This window comes from Actinoplanes sp. NPDC049668 (assembly GCF_044465445.1).
Lineage (GTDB): Bacteria > Actinomycetota > Actinomycetes > Mycobacteriales > Micromonosporaceae > Actinoplanes.
Window position 1 is genome coordinate 325,403 of the sequence record NZ_JBITLR010000007.1, and the last position, 23,886, is coordinate 349,288.

A 23,886-nucleotide genomic window follows, 5' to 3' on the forward strand; every position below is an offset into this window, starting at 1 on the left:
GACTGCGGCGATCCGGAGCCGGGCAAGCGCGTCTGGCGTTGGTGTGCCGGGGCGATGCCCGGCTCCGGATCCATCCCGCGCAGGGGGAGGGGGTGCCCGCCCTGCGCTGGTCGTGTGCGCAGTAGGAGTTATTCCTTGACGGGGATGGACTGCGACTTGAGAGTGGCGATCGTCGAGTCCTGGGCGGACTTCAGTGCCTCACCCAGCGTGCCCTTGCCGGACACGGCGGCCTTGAAGCCGTCCGAGGCGTCCGTGTAGGTCTTGGTCATGGTGGGTCCCCAGACGAAGTCGGGCTTCACCTGACCCGACGCCTCGGCGAAGACGTCGTAGATGGGCTGGCCGCCGTAGAACTCGACGCCCTTCTTCAGCGCCGGCAGCTGGGCTCCGGCCTTGGTGGCCGGGTACAGGTTGGCCTTCTGGTTCAGCAGGGTGAGCGCCTCCTCGGAGGTGTTCAGCCAGAGCGCGAACTGCGCGGCCTCGTAGGGGTGCTTGGAGCCCTTGAAGACCACCGTGCTGGAGCCGCCCCAGTTCCCGGCGCTGGCCTCGCCGGCGTTCCACTGCGGCATCGGGGCGACCGCCCACTTGCCGGCGGTCTTCGGCGCGCCGGTGGCGATGGTGTTGGCGCCCCACACGGCGGAGACCCAGGTCCACGCCTTGTCGGAGTTGTAGGCGTTGTTCCACTCCGGGGTCCACGGCGGCACCGCGGAGACCAGCTTGCGGTTGATCAGGTCCTGCCAGTAGTCGGCGACCTTGGTGGTGGCCGGGTCGGTGAAGGTCACCGACCAGGCGTTGCCGTCGTTGGCGAACCAGTGCCCGCCCGCCTGCCAGGCCATGCCGGCGAACTGGTTGATGTCGACCTGCGAGAAGTTGGTGATGTAGCCGCCGGTCTGCTTGACCTTGGCCGCCGCGTCGGCGTACTCCTGCCAGGTCGTCGGGACCTTGATGCCGTTCTTCTCGAACAGGTCCTTGCGGTAGAACATCGCCATCGGGCCCGCGTCCTGCGGGACGCCGAAGGCGGATCCCTGCTCGCCGAAGCTGACCTGGTTCCAGGTCCACTCGACGAACTGGTCCTTGGCCTTCATGACGATGTCGCAGCCGCCGAGGTCGGTGAGGCCGTCCTGGACCCGGAAGCTGGGCAGCGTGTCGTACTCGACCTGGCCCAGGTCGGGGGCGTTGCCGGCCTTCAGCTGGTTGGAGAAGTTCTGGTAGGTGCCGGCGTTACCGGCGGGCCCGGTCTGGACCTTGACCTGGACGTTCGGGTTCTTGGCATTCCAGGCCTCGACGACCGACTGGATTTCCGGGATCCACGAGGTGAAGGTCAGTTCGACCTTTCCCTGCGTGGGTGCGCAAGCCGACTTGGCGGAACCGGACGTCGCATCCGTCTCCGTGCCTGAACAGGCGGCGGCGGCGAGTGCGGATATCAGAATGATGCTGGAGGCACGCAGCCTTGAACGCATTGTTCTACTTCCTTTGCGGTAACCGGGTGGTGAATCACTTGAGCGAACCGGTACCGAGACCGGCTCGCCAGAAACGTTGCAGGGACAGGAAAACGAGCACCACGGGCACGATGGACATCAGTGCGCCGATGAGGACCAGGCCGCGCAGCTGGGGATTCTGGTCGACCTGGGAATTCCAGGTGTAGAGCCCGAGGGTGACGGGAAAGAGCCGCTCGTCGCCGAGCATGATCAGCGGTAGGAGGAAGTTGTTCCAGATGGCGACGAAATGGAACAGGAAAATGGTGATCAGGGCGGGCGTCATGAGCCGAATGGACACGGTGAAGAACGTGCGGACCTCTCCGGCGCCGTCGATCCGGGCCGCCTCGAGCAGGTCGCTGGGCACGCTGGCCGAGGCGTACACGCGGGCGAGGTAGACGCCGAACGGATTGACGATGCTCGGCAGGAAGACCGACCAGAACGTGTTCGCGGCGTGGAGCTGGCTGAACATGAGGAACAGCGGCAGGGCCAGCGCGGTCGCCGGCACCAGCACGCCGCCGAGGACGATGTTGAACAACATCTCGCGACCCGGGAACCGGTAGACGGCGAGTGCGTAGCCGCACATGCCGGCGAACAGCGTGCCGAGCAGCGCCGCGCCGCCGGTGTAGGCGACGCTGTTGAGCAGCCACTGCAGGAACAGGCCGTCGCGGTACTGGAACAGGTCGCTGAGGTTGGTGAACAGCTGGAAGTCGCTGAACCACAGCGGGTTGCCGTCGATCAGCTGGCTCTCGTCCTTGGAGGCTCCGACGACCAGCCACCACAGCGGAACGAGGACGTATGCGGTCGCGACGGCCATGACGGCCATGGCGGCGGTGCGGGAGAGCAGGCTGTCGCGGACCGCGGCCGGGCGTCCGGCGTCGACGCGGGGGCCTGACTGCCGGCGGACCGGCGTGGTGACGGTGACACTCATCGGATCCCCCGGCGCTGGGTGGTCTTGAGGAAGGCGAACGACAGCACGAAGATCGACAGGGCGAGCACGACGGAGAAGGCCGCGGCGAGCGAGAAGTTGGGGATCGCCGAGGTGGAGTAGACGGTCAGGTTCGGCGTGTAGGTGCTGTTGACCGCGGAGCTGAAGCTGCGGAACACCTGGGGCTCGGCCAGCAACTGCAGCGTGCCGATGATGGAGAACACCGTGGTGAGCACGAGGGCCGGCAGGATGAGCGGCACCTTGATGGAGATCGCGGTGCGGATCGGTCCGGCGCCGTCGAGCTTGGCCGCCTCGTAGATCTCCTGCGGGATGGCGAGCAGCGCCGAGTAGAGGATCAGCATGTTGTAGCCGACGAAGACCCAGGTCACGACGTTAGCCATGGACCAGAGCACCAGGTCGGCGGAGAGCAGGTCGAGGTTTGCGGTGACCGCGGTGAACGGCGACAGGTTCGGGGAGTACAGGTAACCCCACATGATGGCGGCGACGACGCCGGGCACCGCGTACGGGAGGAAGAAGGCGAGCCGGAAGAACCGGCGCCCCTTGACCAGCCCGGAGTCCAGCAGCAGCGCGAACAGCAGCGCGAGGCCGAGCATGACCGGCACCTGCACGACGCCGAACAGCAGCACCCGGGCCACCGACGTCCAGAACGGCCCGTCGGAGAAGACCCGCTGGTACTGGGCGAGGCCGCCGAAGACCTCCCGGGCGGGGCCGAACGTGCCGGTGCGCTCCACGACGAAGAGCGACTGCACGATCGCGTAGCCGATCGGAATCAGATAGAAGAGCGCGAACAGCACCGCGAACGGCAGGACGAAGAACATCACCGCTCGGGTGTAGCGCTTGGTGGGAGATCTCATCGGGCAACCTCTCTGACGACGCGGACCTGGCCGCCGGGTACCTGAAGCAGGCCGGCGACGGGCCGGTCCTCGACGAGTTCGTGGCCGTTCGCAGGTAGCTCGATGTCGTCGGTGCCGTGGTTGACGACGAAGACGTACCGGCGGTCGCCGTCGGCGCGGCGCACCACCTCGACCGAGCCGTCGTCGCACGGCTCGCCGGCCGTGACGCCGGCGGCCTCGGCCGCCTCCCGCAGCACCTGCCGCAGGGCGTCCGGTTCGAGGGCGGTGGCGATGTACCGGCTCGTGCCGGCGCCGAAGGCGTTGCGGGTGACGGCCGGTACGCCCGGGAGCGGGCCGTCGCGGTAGCACGCCAGCGCCTCGGCCGTGGTGAGCCGCAGCCGTTCGCTCCAGAGGCCGGCCTGCTCGCCGTTGGTCAGCGTGAGCGCGGTGCCGGGCGTGAGCGGGCAGAACTCCTCGACCGTGATGCCGAGCAGGTCGCGGAACGCGCCGGGGTAGCCGCCGAGCCGGATCCGATCGGTCTCGTCCGCGATGCCGCTGAAGAACGTGACGACGGCGTGGCCGCCGCCGGCGACGTAGTCGGTGAGGACCGCGGCGTCGGTGTCGGAGACGGCGTAGAGGCAGGGGGCGGCGACCAGGCGGTAGCCGCTCAGGTCGGCGCCCGGCGCGACGATGTCGACGGTGACGCCCAACTCCCGCAGGGCGTTGTACACGGCGTGCACCTGTTCCAGGTAGCGCACCGCCTGGGACGGGCTGCCGTCGCCGTCGGCGGCCCACCACGACGGCCAGCTGAAGATCAGCGCGGTGTCGGCGACCACCCGGGTGCCGGCGACCTCGGCGAGCCGCTTCAGCACGGCCGACAGGTCGAGCACCGAACGCCAGGCGACGGTGTCGGTGCCGGCGTGCGGAATGAGCGCCGAGTGGAACTTCTCCGCGCCGTGCGGGGAGGCCCGCCACTGGAAGAAGCAGATCGAGTCGGCGCCGCGGGCCACGTGGGTCAGCGAGTTGCGCAGCATCTGGGCCGGTGACTTCGCCAGGTTGTGCGGCTGCCAGTTGACGGCGCCCACGGCCTGTTCCATCAGCATCCAGGGGCCACCGCCGGCCAGCCCACGGGTCAGGTCGGCGGCGAAGGACAGCTCGGCGGTGGGATCGCCGAGGCGGTGGTCGAGGTAGTGGTCGTTGGCGATCACGTCGACGTGCGGCGCCCACGACCAGTAGTCGAGGTTGCGGATGTGCGCGGTGACCATGAAGTTGGTCGTCACCGGGGTGGTCGCGTACCGGCGGATCACTTCGGCCTCGGCGCGGTGGTGGCCGAGCAGTTCGTCGGAGCTGAAGCGGTGGAAGTCCAGGACCTGGCTCGGGTTGCGGTGCGACAGCGCGGCCCTCGGCGGCTGGATCTCGGCGAAGTCGCCGTAGCGCTGGCTCCAGAAGGAGGTTCCCCAGGCCGCGTTCAACGCCTCGATGCTGCCGTAGCGCTCGGCGAGCCAGCCGCGGAACGCCTCGGCGCTCACCTCGCAGTAGCACAGCGCGTTGTGGCAGCCGAGCTCGTTGGAGACGTGCCACAGGGCCACGCCGGGGTGCCGGCCGTACCGCTTGGCGACCTGCTCGACCAGGGCCAGGGCATGCCGGCGGAAGACCGGGGAGCTGGGGCACCAGGCCTGGCGCCCGCCGGGGAACCGGGTGGTTCCGTCGGCGGTCACCGGCAGGATCTCCGGGTGGCGTGTCGTCAGCCACGGCGGCGGCGAGGAGGTCGCGGTGCCCAGATTGACCCGGATCCCGTGGCCGTGCAGCAGGTCGATCACGGCGTCGAGGTCGTCGAAGGCGTACTCGCCGGCGCGGGTCTCGAGGGACGACCAGCCGAAGATGTTGATCGCCACGAGATCGATGCCGGCCTCTGCCATCAAGGCCGCGTCCGCGTCCCACACCTCTCGGGGCCACTGCTCCGGGTTGTAGTCGCAGCCCAGCGTGATGCCGGGCAGCGGCAGCGGGCCGCGAGGTGGAACAGCGGGTTTGCGCATGACTGACGTCCGTCCGGAGAGCTGGTCTGTTCACGTGCACACATCGCCCCGGCCGGCGGTGCCGACGGGTTGGCGTGTGAACGTGCACACATTAGGTTTGGAAGATCGTTCAGGTCAAGAGCAACGGCTAAAGTCGGCGCCGTGACGATCTCCCGCCCGCTCTCGCGCCGCGCCACGATCCACGACGTCGCGGCGGCCGCCGGGATCTCCCGTGGCACGGTGAGCCGGGTCCTCAACGGCGGCTACGTGTCACCGCAGGCGCGCGCCGCGATCGCGATGGCGATCGCGCAGGTCGGGTACGTCCCGAACACGGCGGCCCGCAATCTGGTCACCCAGCGTTCGCAGGCCGTGGGGTTCGTCGTCCTGGAACCGCACATGATGTTCCTCGAGGATCCGAACATCGGCGCGCTCATGCTGGGGGCCAACGCGACCCTGTCGGACGCGGACTACCAGATGGTGAACCTGGTGGTCGACTCCGAACGCGACACCCAGCGGGTCGGCCGGTACCTCAGCGGCGGGTTCGTCGACGGTGTGATCATCGTGTCCGCGCGCACCCACGACCCGATCATTCGGGTGCTCTCCCAGCTGGCCGTTCCCACCACCTACGTCGGGCACCCCCGCGATCTGCCCGCGGGCATCCCCTTCGTCGGCATCGACAACACCGGGTCCGCCAAGCTCATCACGGAACGCCTCATGGCCACCGGCCGGCGGCGCGTCGGCATGATCGCCGCCGCCGTCGACCGGGACTCCGGAGCCGACCGGCTCACCGGGTTCCGTCAGGCCCTCGGGTCACGCTTCGCCCCCGAACTGGTCGCCGAGGTCCCCCTTTACGACTATTCCTGGGGCGTCAGGGGCATGCGTACGCTCCTCGACCGGGAGCCGGGCATCGACGGCGTCTTCGCCGGCTCCGACGCGCTCGCCGCCGGCGCGCTCGAGGCGTTGCGCGACGCCGGCCGCGACGTACCCGGAGACGTCGGCGTCGTCGGCTTCGACGACAGCTCGTGGGCGCTGCGCACCCAACCCCATCTGTCCACAGTGCGCCAGCCGGCGACCGAGGTGGGTGCCCGCGCCGCCGAGCTGGTGCTGCGGCGACTGCGCGGCGAAGACGTCGACGGAAACGGCGTCCTGCTGCCCACCCCCATCGTCTGGCGCGAATCCGCCTGAGCCACCCCTGCATCGGGAGCACCGTGAACACTGTCGAGATCTGTGACGACACCACCACCGTGGCGATCCACGCCGGCGCCGTGACCTACGCGATCCGCCTCGACGTCGAGGCCGGCGTCATTCAGCCCGTGCACTGGGGCCCGCGCCTGAGCATCGGCGCCGCCGCCTCGCTCCCGGCGCGGCCGTCACCGCATCCGGACACCTTCGAAGCGCCCTGGGAGGCCGCCGAGGACTACCCGGCCGAGGGCGGCCGGACCTTCGGACCGGCGGCCCTGGGCGCCTGGTTCCCCGACGGCACCACCGGGCTCGAACTGAGCATCGTCGGCCACGGCGCCCGCGACGGCGCGTTCACCGTCACCCTCGCCGACCGCCACCAACCGCTGGCCGTCGACCTGTACTACCGACCGGCGCCCGGCACCGACGTCGTCGAGCGGTGGGCGGTCGTGCGGCACACCGGAGACGCGGGCGACGGCGACATCGTGCTGCACCGCCAGGACGCCGGCGCGTGGTGTGTCCCACCGCGGGACGACTACCGGATGAGCCACGTGACCGGGGCCTGGTCGGCCGAGGGGATGTTGCACCGTACGCCGGTGCCGACCGCGCAGACGCAGCTGACCAGCCGGCGTGGGGTGACCGGCCACCACGCCAACCCATGGATCATGATCGACGACGGCACGGCGGGGGAGGAGCACGGCGAGGTCTGGTCGATGGCGCTGGCCACCAGCGGATCCTGGCGTATCACCGCGGCCCGCAGTCACGCCGGCCGCTGCGCCGTCACCGGCGGTGCCGGGCACGACGGCGTGCGGCACCGGCTGCACCCGGGGGAGACGCTGACCAGCCCGGTCTTCGCCGGGCTCTACACCGCCGAGGGATTCGGCGCCGCGAGCCGGGCCTGGCATGCCTATCAGCGGCGCCACATCAGCCCACACCCCGGTGAGCTGCGGCCGGTCCTCTACAACTCGTGGGAGGCCACCACCTTCGACGTCACCGAGCAGGGCCAGCTCGCACTCGCCGAGCTCGCCGCGGACCTCGGCGTCGAACTGTTCGTGGTCGACGACGGCTGGTTCGGTGCCCGCACCAGCGACAGCGCCGGACTCGGCGACTGGCACCCGAATCCCGACCGCTTCCCCGACGGGCTGCGTCCGCTCGCCGACCGGATCCGCCGCCTCGGCATGCAGTTCGGGCTCTGGGTCGAACCCGAGATGACCAACCCGGACAGCGACCTCTATCGCAGCCACCCCGACTGGGTCCACCACAGCCCCGGCCGGCGGCGCACCGAGCTACGCAACCAGCTCGTCCTCGACTTCACCCGGGCCGACGTACGGGAATGGGCCTGGAAGTGGCTCGACCGCCTGGTCCGCGACACCGGCGCCGCCTTCCTGAAATGGGACTTCAACCGGCCCATCACCGAGGCCGCCGACCCGGCCTGGACCGGGCACGCCGCCGGCGTCTACGCCGTCATCCACCGGCTGCGCGTCGCGCACCCCGGCCTGCGCATCGAATCCTGCGCGGGCGGCGGCGGCCGCATCGACCTCGGCGTTCTGCGCCGCACCGACCAGGTCTGGGCCAGCGACAACACGGACGCGGTCGACCGGCTGACGATCCAGCACGGACACACCCAGCTCTACACGCCGGCCACGATGGTCGCCTGGGTCACCGACAGCCCGAACCCGCTGACCGGGCGCGAGGTTCCGCTGCGGTTCCGTTTCCACGTGGCCATGACCGGGGTGCTCGGCATCGGCGGGGACCTGACCCGATGGAGCCCCGGCGACCGCGACACCGCACGCGAGCTGATCCGCCTCTACCGCGACGTCCGCCCCACGGTGCAGCACGGCGACCTCTACCGCCTCCGGCCGCCACGAGCCACGACCAGCGCGGTGCAGTACGTCCACGGCGACCACACGGTCGTGTTCGCCTTCCGGGTCGGTGCGGACTTCGCACCCCACGAGCCCGCGCTGCTGCTGCGTGGCCTCGACCCGCAGGCGGTGTACCGCGACGACGACACGGGCGAGCAGTACCCGGCCGGGGTTCTGATGGCCTGCGGCCTGCGGCTCGCGCTGCCGGGCGGAGCGCACGCCAGTACGATGACCCGACTGACCCGGATCGCCGCGGGCGGCAGCTGACTATCCGGCGAGCACCCATCGGCCGCGCCCGAGGCGCTTGGCCTTGTACATCGCCTCGTCGGCCGAACGCAGAACGAGCGCGGGGGACCCGTCGGGACCGGGGCTGTGCGAGGCGATGCCGATGCTGACGCCGACGGTCAAAGTGGTGTCACGGAACGGGATCGGGGCGTCGACGTCACGGAGGATGCGCTCGGCCAACGCCACGGCGTCGTCGATCGTGACGCCGGGGCAGGCCACGGCGAACTCGTCCCCACCGATGCGGGCGACCACATCGTCGGCGCGCACCGCCTGGGTGAGCCGATCGGCCACCGCCTTCAGCACGGCGTCGCCGGCGTCGTGGCCCTGCATGTCGTTGACTTCCTTGAAGCCGTCCAGATCCAGGTAGAGCAACACCGAAGGACCGTCCCGGTGCAGGCGCTCGTTCAGCAGGGCGCGGTTGGCCAGGCCGGTCAGCGGATCGTGCCAGGCCTGGAAGGCGAGCTGCGCCTGCGCGCGCTCCTGTTCCCGTACGGCCTGCATGAACCGCGTGACCACCAGTCCCGAGCACACCGCGGTGGCCACCAGGACGACGAGCCAGGCCCTGAACTCCAGGTTGTGGCGCACGACCGTCATCACCGGCGCCGCCATCAACGCCATGCCCAGGAAGATGCCGCGAGCCCGGTGCATCTTGGTCGACGGCGGACCGGGCGTGGTCAGCTCGCCGCGGTCGGGGTGCAGGATCACGGCGGTGATGAGGACGTTGCACAGCAGCACCAGTGCGGCGATCCGGTCCACGTACTCGAAGCTGACCACGGAGAACACCACGCTGTAGCCGAGGTTGATGAACAGCCCCAGGCCGGCCCAGCTGAGCAGCAGCCCGGTGGGAACGCCGCGGCGCCCGGGGGACAGCAACAGCAGCAGGACGACCGCCAGCATCGTCACATCGCTGAGCGGGTAGGCGACCGGAACCAGGGTCTCGGCGACCGTCAGCCGGCCCTCGGCGAACATCGGCTCGATCAGGAAGAGGTACGCGGCGACCGAGGCGGCGGTGGTCAGCGTCAGCGCGTCGAGGGCGGCGGCGCGCAGCTGACCCGGCGCACGGCGGCGCGCCATCAGGATCAACGCGGCGATCTGCGGCGGGTAGGCGCCGAGCCACAACACGTCGGACGGGCCCGCGATCGGGGCGCCGCCGTTGAAGTACTGCCAGGTCTGCACGGCGTCGCCGGTGACCGACAGGCTCAGCATGAGCGCGAGAAACGCCCAGATCAGCCGGCCGCCCTCTTGGCGCCGCCGCAACGCGCCCCACCACGCCAGGCAGCACAGCGGCACGGCGGCGACGTAATACACCACATCGGCGGCCGGCTCACCAAACAAGATCAACTCTGCGATGGTCGCGCCGACGCCCGCGGCGACGAACAGCCAGATGGCCTGCTTGGTCATGCACCGACGATCGTGCGGGCGGCTCGGTAGCTGAGCGCCTATGGGACAGGTCACGAATCCTCAGGTGCGCGGGAGATGGATCGATCGCGGTATGCGCGAAGGCGGGGCTCGGGCGGCGCGTCCGCGACGACGCGGTCGCGGCCGGCGTCTTTGGCGGCGTAGAGGTTGCGGTCGGCGGTGGCCAAAGTCGCGGGCAGGCTGGGTGGCGAGGTCTCGCCGGCGGCGGCGACGCCGATGCTGATCGTGACGGGCAGCTCGCCGGTCACGTCGTGCCAGCGGTGCCCGCCGATCGTCCGCCGGATCGCGTCGAGGTGCCCGACGGCCGCGCCGAGCCGGGTGGCGGGCAGCACGAGCAGGAACTCCTCGCCGCCGAGGCGGGCGACGAACCCCTCCGGCGCGACCTCGGCCAGTCCGGTCTTCAGCAGGTCGGCGACCTGGATCAGCACCTGGTCGCCGGTGTCGTGCGACAGCGTGTCGTTGATCCGCTTGAAGTGGTCGAGGTCGGCGATCGCCAGGGCGAGGTCGGGGTCGCCGGCGATCAGGGCGGGCAGCTCCTCGTCGACGTAGCGGCGGTTGCGCAGACCGGTGAGCGGGTCGTGGCGGGCCTGCTCCCGGAACCGCTCGGCGTCCTGGCGGGCCTCGGCGGTCTCGAAGATGGCCTGGCGGGTCTGCGCCTGCGACTGCCGCTCCTTCACCCGCAGGTTCTCATTGGCGGTGAAGGCCGCCTTCTGCTCGGCGTACGCCGCTGGGTACTCGCCGCGGGCGGCGTGCAACTCGGCCTGTTCCAGGTGTACCCGGACCATCACCTCGTGCAGCTCCAGTGCCGCGCAGAGCGCCCGTGAGGTGTCCAGGGCGGCCTGGGCCTGTCCCAGGTCGCCCAGTCCGCGCAGGGCCCGGGCCAGGGTCAGCCGGTACTCGGCCATGTCGTCGGCGTTGTCGCTCTCGCCGGCCGCGCAGCGCTGGATGCACAGCCGCATGGTCCGCTCGGCCTCGGCGAAGCGGCCGTTCTCGACCTGGATCGCGCCGATGGTGTCCAGCGCGGCCGGGTCGAGCTCGAACCCGCGCACGGCCGCGTGCTCCAGCAGCCGGTCGGCCACCTGCTCGGAGCGGGCGAACTCGCCGCAGCAGTACTCGATGTAGGCCCAGTTGTTGAGCACGACGGAGAGCAGCTTCCACTGGTGCAGCTCCCGGGCCGCCTGCTCGGCCTGGCGGAAGTGGGGCCTGGCGGCCTCCATGGTGTCGTTGAGGCCGAGCGCCTCGGCCAGCCGCAGGCGGTGCGACACCTGCATGTACGGGGTGGCGGTCTCGTCCAGCAGCTCGACCGCGCTCAGCGCGTGCTCCAGCCGCTTGGCCGTGTCGCCCGCCAGCTTGCTGGCGTTCGCACAGGCGATGTGAACGCGGGCCTGCAGCTGCCGGTCACCGTGTTGAGTCGCCCACTCGTGCAGGGCGTAGATCTGCCGGGTGGCCGTGGCGATGTCGCCCGAGCGCAGCCGCAGGCTCGCCGCGCAGAGCCGGGCCCGGGCGAGCAGCAGCGGGTCGCCCAGCGGCTCGGCCAGCCGCGCGATCTCGACCGCGGTGGCGAGGTCGCCCTCGACGTCGGTCACCACCTGGTCCTCGACCGCCTGGAGCGCAGCCGACAGTTCCTCGGCGCTGACGACGCTTCCGGCCACCGGATCACCCCTCACCTGTCGCGGTTCCGATCGACTCCCCGAGCGGCGGCTCAACCATTTCGCCGCCGCGGCGTGGGTTGCGAAGGTCACCACGGATGGGGCCGGACCAGCACGGGCCCGGCCCCACAGCGCTCAGAGGGACGTCGATGCCGACCAGGAGACGTTCGCGGTGGTGCCCAGGCTCCCGTACCAGTTGTTGGGTGCCGGGTGGAGCTGAAGGTAGGGCAGGTCCGGGACGCCGTATGCGTGCAGCACGTCCCACACGGCGTCGGCGCAGTTGTTGCCGATGACGTCGTAGCCTCGGCCGGCCGCGGCGGCCGCGACACCGTTCGCCGGGCTGGGGTCGAACCGGGCGCGCGAGCTCACGGTCTGCTTGTACGCCTGGTAGCCGCGGCCCCTCATCGCGCTGAGCATCTGTGACTCGGTGCCGCCCTGCCGCCAGAAGCCGTTGTCGGCGCCGCGATCGATGTGCGGCTTGCCGGTGGGGTTCTCCACCGAACCGTAGGAGTAGCTGCCGGTGCACGTGGTCCGGTAGCCCCAGCCGATGTGACCGAGGCCGTTCGCCCCGCCCGGCCGGACGAACACGTAGGCGCCCTTCGCGGCGCCGCAATCCAGCGGCGCCGCCTGCGCCTCCCGGGCCAGCGGTCCGAGGGATGCCGCGAGGAATGCGACCGATAATGCAATCAGCGGAATGAACCAGCGACGGCGAGCCGCGGCAGTTGGCATAGAGGTCTCCTTTGTGCTCAGACTGAACTGAACCGGCCGACCCTGAGTGGTCTCGCCTGCGCGGTCGACTCCGGCTTCGACAGCGAAAGTAGGCGACGGCAATTGCTGAAGTCAATCTTTCCGAAGGCGGGACCTGATCTCGTATGGATCGCTACCAGGAGTGACGGTGAGGATGGTGTCCACTCCCGGGCGTCGGCCCGGGGTGGCCGACCCGGCACGCCGCACGACAGCCATCCACGATGGATCGCGCCGCGCGCGGTCACGGTCAAGGCGTGTGGACAACGGGTCGCGGGACGTGGCTCGCGCGTCGGGATGGGCGACCATCGCCGTCAAGCGCGGATCCGGCACGGCGCGCTGCGTTTCGCCTGGCAAGGCACTCAATCAACAGTTGCTCTTGACCGGCGGGAGGGATCGGGCCTAGTGTGTGCACGTTCACAGTAAGGCTGGCGGGCTTGCATTGCCCTCGACTATGTGCACGTGCACGGCCCCGGGTGACCGACGAGCGAACGAGGAGGTCCATCGCGCTCATCGTGGCGCCGTCCCGTGCCGCTCAGATGGTCCACTACGGTGAGTGGCGATTACGGAGTGTGCTGCCGAGCGGCGTCATATGAATGGTCGAGACCGGCTTCGATCTCCCAAAATGCCAGCTCGAATCGATGGTCTGACGTCGAAGGTATTGTCTGGCCCGGCCGCAAAATAGAAAGGGTGGCGACTGTTTCTGGTGGGCGGACCACACCGATTCGAGGTCAGCTGCTCGCTTTGGTTTGTGCCGGTCTTGCTGTCAGTCGTCGAGCTCGCCGACCAACGGAAGGCGACGGTCTTTGTCAGAGTAAGGCCTTCCGGAGGCGCTTCTGCTCGTACATGGCGGCGTCCGCGGCGGCGGTCAGCGTCGCCAGCGAAGTCCGCTCACCCGCAGGCCGGACGGCGGCCCCGATGCTGACTCCCACCTCCGCGGTGCCGCATTCGAGGGTGATCGGCGCGGCGATGGTCTCGCGGAGCCGGTCCGTGATCGCGTCGAGGTCGGCGGCGTCGGTGCCGGGCATGAGTACCAGGAACTCGTCGCCGCCCAACCGCCCCGCCAGATCCGGAGCCCGCAGGTGCGAGGTCAGCCGCTCCGCCACGCGGCGCAGCAGCTCGTCACCGGCGGCATGACCCCAGGCGTCGTTGATCTTCTTGAACCCGTTGAGGTCGAGCACCAGCACCGCCAGCGCGGCATCGTCGTGCCGTTCTGCGTGGTCGGCCAGCCGTGCGCGGTTCGGCAGCCCGGTCAGGTCGTCGTGCGAGGCGCGGTGTTCGAGCTCGCCGCGGACCTCCTCCAGTGTGGTCAGCTGGCGCGCGTACGCGGAGGACTGCGCACCGGTGATCAGCGCGATCAGCAGGTTCATGCTGATCAGGGGCAGTAGCTCGCTGGGATGCATACGGAAGGTGACGCAACCGTAGGCCAGGGACGTGAGCAGCCATACGGCCAGGGCGCCCCGGAGTTGGTGCCGAAGGGCACTCACCACGATCGGCACGGCGAGCGCCGGCGAGACGGTGCCGTTGCCGCTCAGCTCGCCGAGCACGGCCGCGGCGGTGACCGCGGTGGTGTCGAGTAGTACCTGCCAGGCGCTGAGGCGATGGTAGGAGCGCCGGGCGGGATGCCGGAACGCGATCACGGCGAGGATGTTCGCGGTCGTCATGACCGCTATGGCGATCAGGCAGCCGACGAACATCGCGGGCGCGTGCCGCGGCCCCGACCCGGGCAGGAGGCCGGCCACGAACGCCAGGGTCGCGAGCAGACCCAGGCTGCGCGCGGCGATCGCGCACGCCTCGATGGTCCGGCGGCGGCGCAGGGTCGCCTCGATGGTTGCCTCGCGGGTACCCATCTGAGCGATTTCCTCCTCCGGCAGCTCGCCATGCTACGCAATAGCGGTCCATCGGCAGGGAAGGCCGACACCTGAGCTCTTTGCGGGTGCGGCACCGATCGCCGCCGCTACGTGGTGGCGCGGGGCCCGTACATGATGACGGCGACGCCGAGCAGGCAGATGGCGGCGCCGATGAGGTCGTAGCGGTCGGGGCGGAACTTGTCGAAGGCCATGGCCCAGGCCAGCGAGCCGGCGACGAACACGCCACCGTATGCGGCGAGGATGCGCCCGAAGTGGGGGTCGGGCTGCAGGGTGGCGACGAAGCCGTACGCGCCGAGGGCGGCGACGCCGGCGCCGATCCAGAGCAGGCCCTTGTGTTCGCGGACGCCCTGCCAGACCAGCCACGCACCGCCGATCTCGGCGATGGCGGCGAGGACGAACAGCAGGATGGATCGGATGATCGTCATAGGCGTATGGCAGCACACAGGTGCGCCGCGGTGGCGTTAAAGGCGCGTCAAGAAACGACCCGGGAGCGTAGTCATCGCGTTAACAGCGCTCACAACGGCTCCGGCGCGCGCTGTGCTTCTCCTAGGCAAGAACGCAACCCCCTCGTCTAGGAGTCATCTCGTGGCTGATCTCGTGTTCGTCGGTGTCACGGTGGTGCTGTTCGCGGCGCTGACCGTGCTGATCCGGGCGGTCGAACGCTGGTGAGCGCCGTCAACCTCATCGGCCTGATGGTGGCCGTCCTGCTCGGCGCCTTCATGGTGGCCGCCCTGCTGTTCCCGGAGAAGTTCTGATGGCCGGCCGGCTCTTCGTCGTCGCGCTGGTGATCGCCCTGGTGGCGGTGTACCGGCCGTTCGGCGACCACATGTACCGGGTCGTCACCGGCACCCGTAGCAACGTCGTCGAGCGTGGCGTCTACCGCCTCGTCGGCGTCAACCCGGCCGCCGAGCAGACCTGGGGTGTCTACGCCCGCAGCGTCCTGGCGTTCTCGGCGGTCTCGATCCTGTTCCTCTACCTGTTCCTGCGGGTGCAGGACAAGCTCTGGCTGTCGCTGGGCTTCGACCCGGTCACCACCCACGTCGCCTGGAACACCGCGGTCAGCTTCGTGACGAACACGAACTGGCAGGCGTACTCCGGCGAGTCGACGATGGGTCACCTGGTGCAGATGGCCGGCCTCGCGGTGCAGAACTTCGTCTCCGCGTCGGTCGGCATCGTGGTGGCCGTGGCGCTGATCCGCGGCTTCGCCGCCCGCAAGGGCGGCACGCTCGGCAACTTCTGGGTCGACCTGACCCGGATCACCCTGCGCATCCTGCTGCCGATCTGTGTCCTGGCCACTATCGCGTTCATGGTCGCCGGAATGGTGCAGAACCTCTCCGGCGGCACCGACGTCACCACGCTGACCGGTGCGACGCAGCACATCACCGGCGGCCCGGTCGCCTCGCAGGAGGCGATCAAGGAACTGGGTACCAACGGCGGCGGCTTCTACAACGTCAACTCCGCTCACCCGTTCGAGAACCCCACCACCTGGACGAACTGGCTGCAGATCTTCCTGATCTTCCTGATCCCGTTCAGCATGCCCAGGGTCTTCGGCCGCATGGTGGGCCAGAACCGCCAGGGGTACGCGATCGTCGCGGTCATGGGCATCCTGGCGCTCGCCTCCGTCGCCCTGACCGTCGGCTTCGAGACGCACGGCGGCGGCACGGTGCCGCAGGCCGTCGGCGCCGCCATGGAGGGCAAGGACGTCCGGTTCGGCGTGCCGAACTCGGCCACCTTCGCCGCGGCGACCACGCTGACCTCGACCGGGGCGGTCAACTCGTTCCACGACTCCTACACGGCCTTCGGCGGCATGATGCCGATGGTCAACATGATGCTCGGCGAGGTCGCACCCGGCGGCGTCGGAGCCGGCCTCTACGGCCTGCTCATCCTGGCGATCATCACCGTGTTCGTCGCGGGCCTGATGGTCGGCCGGACCCCGGAGTACCTGGGCAAGAAGATCGGCGCCCGGGAGATCAAGCTGGCCTCGCTGTACTTCCTGGTCACCCCGACGATCGTGCTGGCCGGCACCGCGCTGGCGTTCGCCACCGGCAACAACTCCACGGCACTCAACGCCGGCCCGCACGGCCTGTCCGAGGTCCTGTACGCGTTCACGTCCGCCGGCAACAACAACGGCTCGGCGTTCGGCGGCATCACGGTGAACACGCCGTGGTGGGACACCGCCCTCGGCCTGGCCATGCTGCTCGGCCGGTTCCTGCCCATCGTGCTGGTGTTGGCCCTGGCCGGATCGCTGGCCCGGCAGAAGGCCACCCCCGAATCCGAGGGCACCCTGCCCACCCACCGACCCCTGTTCGTCGGAATGGTCGTCGGCGTCACCGTCGTGCTGGTCGCGCTCACCTTCCTGCCCGCACTCGCCCTCGGACCCATCGCGGAAGGCCTGTCATGACCACCCTCACCCTGGAGAAACCCTCCAACCGCCGGGTCGGCGGTGGCCTGCTCGACCCGGTCCAGCTCTGGCGCTCGCTGCCGGGCGCGCTGGTCAAGCTCGACCCGCGCACGCTGTGGCACAACCCGGTCATGCTCCTCGTCGAGGTCGGCGCGGTGTTCACGACCGTCCTGGCGATCACCGGCCCGAGCGTGCTGGCCTGGTCCGTCACCGTCTGGCTGTGGCTCACCGTCGTCTTCGCGAACCTGGCCGAGGCCGTCGCCGAGGGTCGCGGCAAGGCGCGGGCGGCGGCGCTGCGCCAGTCGAAGCAGGACATGACGGCCCGGCGCCTCGTCGACGGCGTCGAGCGCCGCATCCCGGCTCCCGAGCTCAAGCTGGGCGACATCGTCGTGGTCGAGGCCGGCGAGACGATCCCGGGTGACGGCGACGTCATCGAGGGCATCGCCAGCGTCGACGAGTCGGCGATCACCGGCGAGTCCGCACCCGTCATCCGCGAGTCCGGCGGCGACCGGTCCGCGGTCACCGGCGGCACGAAGGTGCTCTCCGACCGGATCGTCGTGCGGATCACCCAGCGGCCCGGTGAGAGCTTCGTCGACCGGATGATCGCCCTGGTCGAGGGCGCCGACCGGCAGAAGACCCCGAACGAGATCGCGCTGAACATCCTGCTCGCCGCCCTCACGCTGATCTTCCTGCTGTCCGTGGTCACGCTCCAGCCGCTCGCCGTCTTCTCCAAGGCGTTCCAGGCGGCGGCCCCGGACACCGCCGCCATCGACGGCGACGGCGTCACCGGCCTCGTGCTGGTCTCGCTGATCGTCTGTCTCATCCCGACCACCATCGGCGCGCTGCTGTCCGCGATCGGCATCGCCGGCATGGACCGCCTCGTACAGCGCAACGTGCTCGCCATGAGCGGCCGTGCGGTCGAGGCGGCCGGCGACGTGAACACGCTGCTGCTCGACAAGACCGGCACCATCACCCTCGGCAACCGCCAGGCCGCCGAGTTCATCGCGGTGGACGGCGTCACCGCCGCGACCCTCGCCGACGCGGCGCAGCTGTCCAGCCTCGCCGACGAGACCCCGGAGGGCCGCTCCGTGGTCGTCCTGGCCAAGACCGACTTCGGCCTGCGCGAACGCGAACCCGGGCTGATGCCGCAGGCGACGTTCGTGCCGTTCACCGCGCAGACCCGGATGAGCGGCGTCGACCTCGGCGACCGGCAGATTCGCAAGGGAGCCGCCGCGGCGGTGATGAAATGGGTCCGGAGTAACGGCGGGCACCCCACCGAAGAGGTCGGCGAGATCGTCGACATGGTCAGCACCACCGGCGGCACGCCACTGGTGGTCGCCGAGCACGTCGCCGGGCAACCGGCCCGTGCGCTCGGGGTGATCCACCTCAAGGACGTGGTCAAGCCCGGGATGCGGGAGCGTTTCGACGAGATGCGCCGGATGGGCATCCGCACCGTGATGATCACCGGCGACAACCCGCGCACCGCCAAGGCGATCGCGGACGAGGCCGGCGTCGACGACTTCCTGGCCGAGGCCACCCCGGAGGACAAGCTCGCCTACATCCGTAAGGAGCAGGAGGGCGGGCGGCTGGTCGCGATGACCGGCGACGGCACCAACGACGCGCCGGCCCTCGCCCAGGCGGACGTCGGCGTCGCGATGAACACGGGCACGTCGGCCGCGAAGGAGGCCGGCAACATGGTCGACCTCGACTCCGACCCGACCAAGCTGATCGAGATCGTGGAGATCGGCAAGCAGTTGCTGATCACCCGCGGTGCACTCACGACGTTCTCGATCACCAACGACATCGCCAAGTACTTCGCGATCATCCCGGCCATGTTCGCCGCGGTGTATCCCGGCCTGGACACGCTCAACGTGATGCGGCTGCACTCGCCGGGCTCGGCGATCCTGTCCGCGGTCATCTTCAACGCCCTGGTGATCGTCGCCCTGATCCCGCTGGCCCTGCGGGGGGTCCGCTACACCCCGTCCAGCGCCAGTTCGCTGCTGCGCCGCAACCTGCTGGTCTACGGCCTCGGCGGCGTGATCGCCCCGTTCGCCGGCATCAAGCTCATCGACCTCCTCGTCCAGTTCATCCCCGGGATCTGATCATCGTGCGCATTCCCTCCTGGCTCGCTCAGCACCTGGCCGCACTGCGCGCCCTGCTGGTCTTCACGGTGCTCCTCGGCATCGCCTACCCCCTGGTCATGTTCGGCGTCGGCCGGCTGCCCGGACTCGACAACCGCACCGACGGCTCCCTCGTCAACCTCGGCGAGACCACCGTCGGCAGCCGGCTGATCGGGCAGGCGTTCACCGACGCCGACGGCAACCCGGTACCGCGCTACTTCCAGAGCCGGCCGTCCGCGGCCGGCGACGGCTACGACCCCACCTCCACCTCCGCCAGCAACCTCGGCCCGGAGAGCATCGTCGACACCCTCGCCGACAACCCCGACGACGCCGCGCAGAGCCTGCTCACCCAGGTCTGCTCCCGCAGCGTCGCCGTCGGCGAGCTCGAGGGCGTCGACGGCCGGCGGCCCTACTGCACCGCCGACGGCGTCGGCGCCGTCCTCGCCGTCTTCCGCCGAGACGGGTTCACCGGCCCGGTCACCCGGGTCGTGTCGGTCAACCAGACCGGCACCCCCTTCCTGTCCACCTACGAGGGCGTACCGGTGGAGCCGGCCAGGACCGGGCAGGACTACCGGGCCCTGGGCGGGGTCATCACGCCGATCCGCGGCGACGCGCCGGCCGATCCGGCCGTCCCCGCCGACGCCGTCACCGCCTCGGGCAGCGGCCTCGACCCGAACATCAGCCCCGCGTACGCCGAACTGCAGGTGCCCCGGATCGCCCGGGAACGCGGACTCAGCCCTGAGAAGGTGCGAGCCCTGATCAAGGACAACACCGCCGACCGTGCGCTCGGTTTCCTCGGCGAACCCGGCGTCAACGTTCTCCAGCTCAACCTCGCCCTTGACGGCAAGTAGACGAACCCTCGTCGGCAAGCAGACGAAAGGAGGGCGGTGCCGAGATGGCACGCGGAGAACTGCGCATCTACCTCGGCGCCGCCCCGGCGTCGGCAAGACCCCCTCGCCGCCGAGGAGGTCGTGCCGCGCGCGCTCGACGACCTCGGCCCGGACGGCCGCTTCCGGACCTGAGCGTTCAACCCAGGGCCGCGCCCACCTGGTCGGCCAGCGTCACCGCGACGCGGCGCTCGCTCAGCGGCGCGGACGTTTTCGGTACGGCGCTCAGCAGGTAGCGGCCATGCAGGAGGCCGGCGTTCTCCACGAGCAGCTCGATGTCGGTGTCGGCCGGCAGACCTTTGCGGTCGACGTCCCACACGCTGCCCTTCCACAGGATCTGGCCGTCGCGGCGGAGCCGGGCCGGGCCGCCGAGGCCGGCGACGCCGGGCTGGTAGTGGGCGCTCTGCAGGTGCAGGGTGTCGACCAGCTGGCCGGACACCTGCTTGATCAGTTCCTGGGACGAGCCGCCGGTCGCGCCGATCTCGGCGGCGGCCTGAATGCCCTCGAGATAGCCCGCCTCGCGGTTGGCGGTGGCCGCCTGCCGGCGGCCCCACACCGCCAGTTCGGTCACCGCTATCCCCACCACCATCAGCAGCACGAGCGTCTCGACGTCCGAACCGTCCCCGATGGTGAGGTCCTGGTAGGGCTCGGTGAAGAAGAAGTCGAACCAGACGCCGGCGGACAGCGCCGCCAGGTAGCCGGCCGGCCGGTTGCCGAACCCTGCCACGGCGACCACGACCACGACGAGGAGGAGCGCGACGTCGGTGTTCTCGATGCGGTCGCGCAACGGCACCAGCATCGTCGAGACGACGAACGGGACGACGACCGCGAGAACGACCGCGAGCCAGTCCCGCCTGCGCGAGGTAGCCACGGCTCGACCATACTCACGAACCCCCGCGGGCCGTGGCGCCTTTGCCTTGATCGGCCGGCGCGGTCTGGACGGCGGCGGCGGAGGCCTGCGGGTCAGGGCCGGAAGCGGTACCCCATGCCGGGCTCGGTGAGCAGGTGCTGCGGGTGGGCGGGATTGGCCTCGAGTTTGCGGCGCAGCCGGGCCATGTACTGGCGCAGGTAGTTGGTCTCGGTCGAGTATTGCGGCCCCCAGACCTCACGGAGCAGGGCGCTCTGGGTGATGAGTTTGCCGGGGTTGCGCAGCAGGTGTTCGAGGAGCTGCCACTCGGTGGGAGTGAGCCGGACGGCGCCGCCGCCGGTGATCGTGTGGTTCGCGAGGTCGACGGTGTGCGCGCCGACATTGACTACGGGCGGTGTCTCGTCGGCGGGCTGGGCCCGGCGGGTGACGGCGCGGATGCGGGCCAGCAGTTCGTCGACGCTGAAGGGTTTGGTGACGTAGTCGTCGGCACCGGCGTCCAGCGCGTCGACCTTGTCGTGGCTGTCGGCGCGGCCGGAGAGCACGATGATCGGGATGGTGGTCCACTGGCGCAGTCCGCGGATGACCTCGACGCCGTCGAGGTCGGGCAGTCCGAGGTCGAGCACGACCAGTTCGGGGTTGTGCAGGGCGGCCGCCTTCAGCGCGCCGGCGCCGTCGGCGGCGGTGTGCACGTCGTAGCGGCGGGCGCGCAGGTTGACGTGCAGGGCGCGCACGATCTGCGGATCGTCGTCGACGACGAGGACGCGGGTCATCGGCCGGCCGCCGCCGGCAAGGAAATGATCATTGTGAGGCCGCCGCCGGGGGTCTCGTCGGGGGCGAGGGTGCCGCCCATCGCCTCGGTGAGGCCGCGGGACAGGGCGAGGCCGAGACCGACGCCGGTGTCGTTGTCGCGGTCGCCGAGGCGCTGGAACGGCATGAACACATCGTCCCACCGGTCGTGCGGGATGCCGGGCCCGCGGTCGATGATGCGCAGCTCGACGGTGTCGCCGAGGCTGCTGGCGGTGATGACGGGTGGGTGGTCGGCGGGGCTGTGGCGCAGCGCGTTGGCGATGAGGTTGACCAGGATGCGTTCGAGCAGGCCGGGGTCGGCGTGCATGGCGGGCAGGTCGTCGGGCACCCGCATGGTGACCCGGTGCCCGTCCGGTCCGAGGTCGTCGAGGGCGCGGGGGACGATGTCCTCGGCGCCGATGTCGATGGCGTTGACGCCGACCGCGCCGGCCCGCAGGCGGCTCATGTCGAGCAGGTTCGCGACGAGCCGGTGGAGCTTGTCGAGGGACTCGTCGGCGGTGGCGAGCAGCTCCGCGCGGTCGTGTTCGTCGAAGGCGACGTCGTCGGCGCGGAGCCCGGCGATGGCGGCCTTCGCGGCGGCGAGCGGGGTGCGCAGGTCGTGGCTGACGGCGGCGAGCAGTGCGGTGCGCATCTTGTCGGCTTCGGCGAGGGGTTTGGCGGCGGCGGCCTCCGCGGCCAGCCTCTCCTGGCGCAGCGCCAGGGCGGCCTGTGCGGCGAAGGCCTCGACGATGCGCCGGTCGCTGGCCGCGAGGGGGTGTCCGCGTAGCAGCAATGTCAGGTCGGCGTCGACCGTGACGTCCTGGTCGGCGTCGTCGGGGGTGCAGGGGCTGTCGCCGACGGTGGCGACCACGGTGCCGCGTTCGCGCAGTGTGACGGCGTTCAGGTTGAGGGTCTCTTGTAGTCGTTCCAGCAGGGCGGTCAGGGGTCGGGCGCCGCGCAGGACGCCGCCGGCGACGGTGGCCAGGGTCTGCGCTTCGGCGCTGGCCTGCGCGGCCTGGCGGGTTTTGCGGGCGGCGGTGTCGACGACCCAGCTGACCGCGACCGCGACCACCACGAAGATCGTCAGGGCGAGGAGGTTGGTGCCCTCGGCGATGGTGAATCGGCCGACCGGCGGGGTGAAGAACCAGTTCAGCAGCAGGGATCCACCGACGGCCGCGAGCAGGGCCGGCCACAGCCCGCCGATCAGCGCCACCGCTACGACGGCGGCCAGGAACAGCAGGATGTCGTTGGTCAACGACATCGAGGGTGCCGCGCGCAGCACGACGGTCAGCGCGGGCAACCCGAGCAGCACGGCGGCGAACCCGGCGATTCGCCGGCGCCGGGACAGCGCGGGCGACAGGCGTCCGGTGCGCAGCCCGCGTCCGGCCCGTTCGTGCGTGACCAGGTGCACGTCGATCGTGCCGGAACGAAGCGTGGTGGTGACGCCGACCCCGGCGGCGAACAGCTGCGCGAAACGGCCTCGGCGGCTGGCGCCGAGCACGATCTGGGTGGCGTTGACGCCCTGGGCGAAGTCGAGGAGCGCGGCGGGAACGTCGGCGCCGAGGACCTGGTGGTAGCTGCCGCCGAGGCTTTCGACCAGGACCCGCTGCCGGGCCAGGGCGGCCGGGTCCGCGCCGGCCAGGCCGTCGTTGCGTGCCACGTGTACGGCGAGCAGGTCGGCGCCGCGGGCGCGGTCGGCGATGCGGGCGGCCCGCCGGATCAGGGTGTCACCTTCGGGTCCGCCGGTGAGCGCGACCACGACGCGCTCGCGGGTCTCCCAGGTGGCGTCGATGTGGTGGTCGGCGCGGTACCTGTCGAGCTGGTCGTCGACCTTGTCGGCGAGCCAGAGCAGGGCCAGCTCGCGCAGCGCGGTGAGGTTGCCGGTGCGGAAGTAGTTGCCCAGCGCGGCGTCGATCTTCTCGGGTTTGTAGATGTTGCCGTGCGCCATCCGCCGGCGCAGGGCCTCGGGGGTCATGTCGATGAGCTCGACCTGTTCGGCGGCGCGGACCACCGCGTCGGGGACGGTCTCGCGCTGCGGCACGCCGGTGATCTGGGCGACGACGTCGTTGAGCGATTCGAGGTGCTGCACGTTGACGGTGCTCAGCACGTCGATGCCGGCATCGAGCAGCTCGTGCACGTCCTGCCAGCGCTTGGCGTTACGGCTGCCGGGGACGTTGGTGTGTGCCAGTTCGTCGACGACGGCGACCTGCGGCCGGCGGGCCAGGACGGCGTCGAGGTCCATCTCGGTGAACTCCGCGCCGCGGTAGGCGAGCGTGTGGCGCGGCACGACCTCCAGGTCACCGATCATCGCGGCGGTGTGCCGCCGACCGTGGGTCTCGACGAACGCGACGACGATGTCCGCACCGCGCGCGGCGCGCCGGTGCGCCTCCTCCAGCATCGTGTACGTCTTGCCGACGCCGGGTGCGGCACCGAGGTAGATGCGTAACTGCCCGCGTGGCACCGCAGATCCCTCCCATCGCCGGCGCTCGCTCACCAGTGTGCGCACTACCGCCGCACCGAACCCACGTTCTCGCGGGAAACCCGGT

At 70.5% G+C, this 23,886-nt stretch carries 19 protein-coding genes; 7 read left to right on the forward strand and 12 right to left on the reverse strand.

From position 1 onward, the window contains the following. Positions 1 to 128: 128 nt before the first annotated feature. From ACIBSW_RS29620 to ACIBSW_RS29635, 4 genes are read right to left on the reverse strand one after another with little or no spacing between them, the layout of a single operon-like run. A complete protein-coding gene (locus ACIBSW_RS29620) occupies positions 129 to 1,457 on the reverse strand; it encodes a sugar ABC transporter substrate-binding protein (RefSeq protein WP_354724492.1) in 1,329 nt (442 codons plus the stop codon). A 34-nt stretch (positions 1,458 to 1,491) separates the two neighbouring features. Continuing rightward, a complete protein-coding gene (locus tag ACIBSW_RS29625; protein WP_354724494.1) occupies positions 1,492 to 2,403 on the reverse strand; it encodes a carbohydrate ABC transporter permease in 912 nt (303 codons plus the stop codon). Then, the gene (locus ACIBSW_RS29630; RefSeq protein ID WP_354724496.1) at positions 2,400 to 3,275 is read right to left on the reverse strand and encodes a sugar ABC transporter permease; all 876 of its coding nucleotides are present in this window, start codon (positions 3,273 to 3,275) and stop codon (positions 2,400 to 2,402) included. Before ACIBSW_RS29630 ends, ACIBSW_RS29625 begins: the two co-directional genes overlap by 4 nt. Then, on the reverse strand, positions 3,272 to 5,290 hold the full coding sequence (locus ACIBSW_RS29635; protein WP_354724498.1) for a beta-galactosidase: 2,019 nt from the start codon (positions 5,288 to 5,290) through the stop codon (positions 3,272 to 3,274). The genes ACIBSW_RS29630 and ACIBSW_RS29635 overlap by 4 nt, the downstream gene beginning before the upstream one ends. Before the next feature lie 141 nt (positions 5,291 to 5,431). Between ACIBSW_RS29635 and ACIBSW_RS29640 the strand changes: the two genes are divergently transcribed. Then, a complete protein-coding gene (locus ACIBSW_RS29640) occupies positions 5,432 to 6,454 on the forward strand; it encodes a LacI family DNA-binding transcriptional regulator (RefSeq protein ID WP_354724500.1) in 1,023 nt (340 codons plus the stop codon). A 23-nt stretch (positions 6,455 to 6,477) separates the two neighbouring features. After that, positions 6,478 to 8,577, forward strand: a complete 2,100-nt coding sequence (locus ACIBSW_RS29645) for an alpha-galactosidase (protein WP_354724502.1) — start codon at positions 6,478 to 6,480, stop codon at positions 8,575 to 8,577. On the opposite strand, the gene ACIBSW_RS29650 is transcribed toward ACIBSW_RS29645, so the two are convergent. The 5 genes from ACIBSW_RS29650 to ACIBSW_RS29670 all read right to left on the reverse strand — a co-directional run bounded on the left by ACIBSW_RS29650 (position 8,578) and on the right by ACIBSW_RS29670 (position 14,703). Beyond that, positions 8,578 to 9,996, reverse strand: coding sequence for a GGDEF domain-containing protein (locus ACIBSW_RS29650; protein ID WP_354724504.1), 1,419 nt, complete (start codon positions 9,994 to 9,996; stop codon positions 8,578 to 8,580). A gap of 50 nt (positions 9,997 to 10,046) precedes the next feature. Then, positions 10,047 to 11,666 (reverse strand): diguanylate cyclase, encoded by a 1,620-nt coding sequence (locus ACIBSW_RS29655; protein ID WP_404799493.1) that lies wholly within the window; start codon positions 11,664 to 11,666, stop codon positions 10,047 to 10,049. 132 nt (positions 11,667 to 11,798) lie between these two features. Continuing rightward, complete coding sequence (locus ACIBSW_RS29660) at positions 11,799 to 12,392, reverse strand: hypothetical protein (protein WP_354725121.1); 594 nt, start codon at positions 12,390 to 12,392, stop codon at positions 11,799 to 11,801. Positions 12,393 to 13,216: 824 nt separating this feature from the next. After that, positions 13,217 to 14,257, reverse strand: coding sequence for a GGDEF domain-containing protein (locus tag ACIBSW_RS29665; RefSeq protein WP_354725123.1), 1,041 nt, complete (start codon positions 14,255 to 14,257; stop codon positions 13,217 to 13,219). Positions 14,258 to 14,364: 107 nt separating this feature from the next. Further along, the gene (locus ACIBSW_RS29670) at positions 14,365 to 14,703 is read right to left on the reverse strand and encodes a YnfA family protein (protein ID WP_354725125.1); all 339 of its coding nucleotides are present in this window, start codon (positions 14,701 to 14,703) and stop codon (positions 14,365 to 14,367) included. Positions 14,704 to 14,943: 240 nt separating this feature from the next. On the opposite strand from ACIBSW_RS29670, the gene ACIBSW_RS29675 reads away from it, so the two are divergent. The 5 genes from ACIBSW_RS29675 to ACIBSW_RS29695 are packed head-to-tail and all read left to right on the forward strand — an operon-like array spanning position 14,944 to position 19,821. Next, the gene (locus ACIBSW_RS29675; protein ID WP_354725127.1) at positions 14,944 to 15,033 is read left to right on the forward strand and encodes a potassium-transporting ATPase subunit F; all 90 of its coding nucleotides are present in this window, start codon (positions 14,944 to 14,946) and stop codon (positions 15,031 to 15,033) included. Then, positions 15,033 to 16,679, forward strand: coding sequence for a potassium-transporting ATPase subunit KdpA (gene kdpA, locus ACIBSW_RS29680; protein ID WP_354725129.1), 1,647 nt, complete (start codon positions 15,033 to 15,035; stop codon positions 16,677 to 16,679). Before ACIBSW_RS29675 ends, kdpA begins: the two co-directional genes overlap by 1 nt. Continuing rightward, positions 16,676 to 18,781, forward strand: coding sequence for a potassium-transporting ATPase subunit KdpB (kdpB, locus tag ACIBSW_RS29685; RefSeq protein WP_354725131.1), 2,106 nt, complete (start codon positions 16,676 to 16,678; stop codon positions 18,779 to 18,781). The genes kdpA and kdpB overlap by 4 nt, the downstream gene beginning before the upstream one ends. Before the next feature lie 5 nt (positions 18,782 to 18,786). Then, positions 18,787 to 19,650: a potassium-transporting ATPase subunit C gene (locus ACIBSW_RS29690; protein WP_354725133.1), complete on the forward strand. Its 864-nt coding sequence runs from the start codon at positions 18,787 to 18,789 to the stop codon at positions 19,648 to 19,650. 36 nt (positions 19,651 to 19,686) lie between these two features. Then, entirely contained in the window at positions 19,687 to 19,821 is a 135-nt protein-coding gene (locus ACIBSW_RS29695) for a hypothetical protein (protein ID WP_354725135.1), read from the forward strand. A 4-nt stretch (positions 19,822 to 19,825) separates the two neighbouring features. Here the strand turns inward: ACIBSW_RS29695 and ACIBSW_RS29700 are convergent, their stop codons facing one another. The 3 genes from ACIBSW_RS29700 to ACIBSW_RS29710 form a co-directional block, all read right to left on the reverse strand. Beyond that, on the reverse strand, positions 19,826 to 20,557 hold the full coding sequence (locus ACIBSW_RS29700) for a DUF4118 domain-containing protein (protein ID WP_354725137.1): 732 nt from the start codon (positions 20,555 to 20,557) through the stop codon (positions 19,826 to 19,828). A 92-nt stretch (positions 20,558 to 20,649) separates the two neighbouring features. Beyond that, positions 20,650 to 21,324: a response regulator gene (locus ACIBSW_RS29705; protein ID WP_354725139.1), complete on the reverse strand. Its 675-nt coding sequence runs from the start codon at positions 21,322 to 21,324 to the stop codon at positions 20,650 to 20,652. After that, positions 21,321 to 23,801 (reverse strand): DUF4118 domain-containing protein, encoded by a 2,481-nt coding sequence (locus ACIBSW_RS29710; RefSeq protein ID WP_354725141.1) that lies wholly within the window; start codon positions 23,799 to 23,801, stop codon positions 21,321 to 21,323. The genes ACIBSW_RS29705 and ACIBSW_RS29710 overlap by 4 nt, the downstream gene beginning before the upstream one ends. Positions 23,802 to 23,886 lie beyond the last annotated feature (85 nt).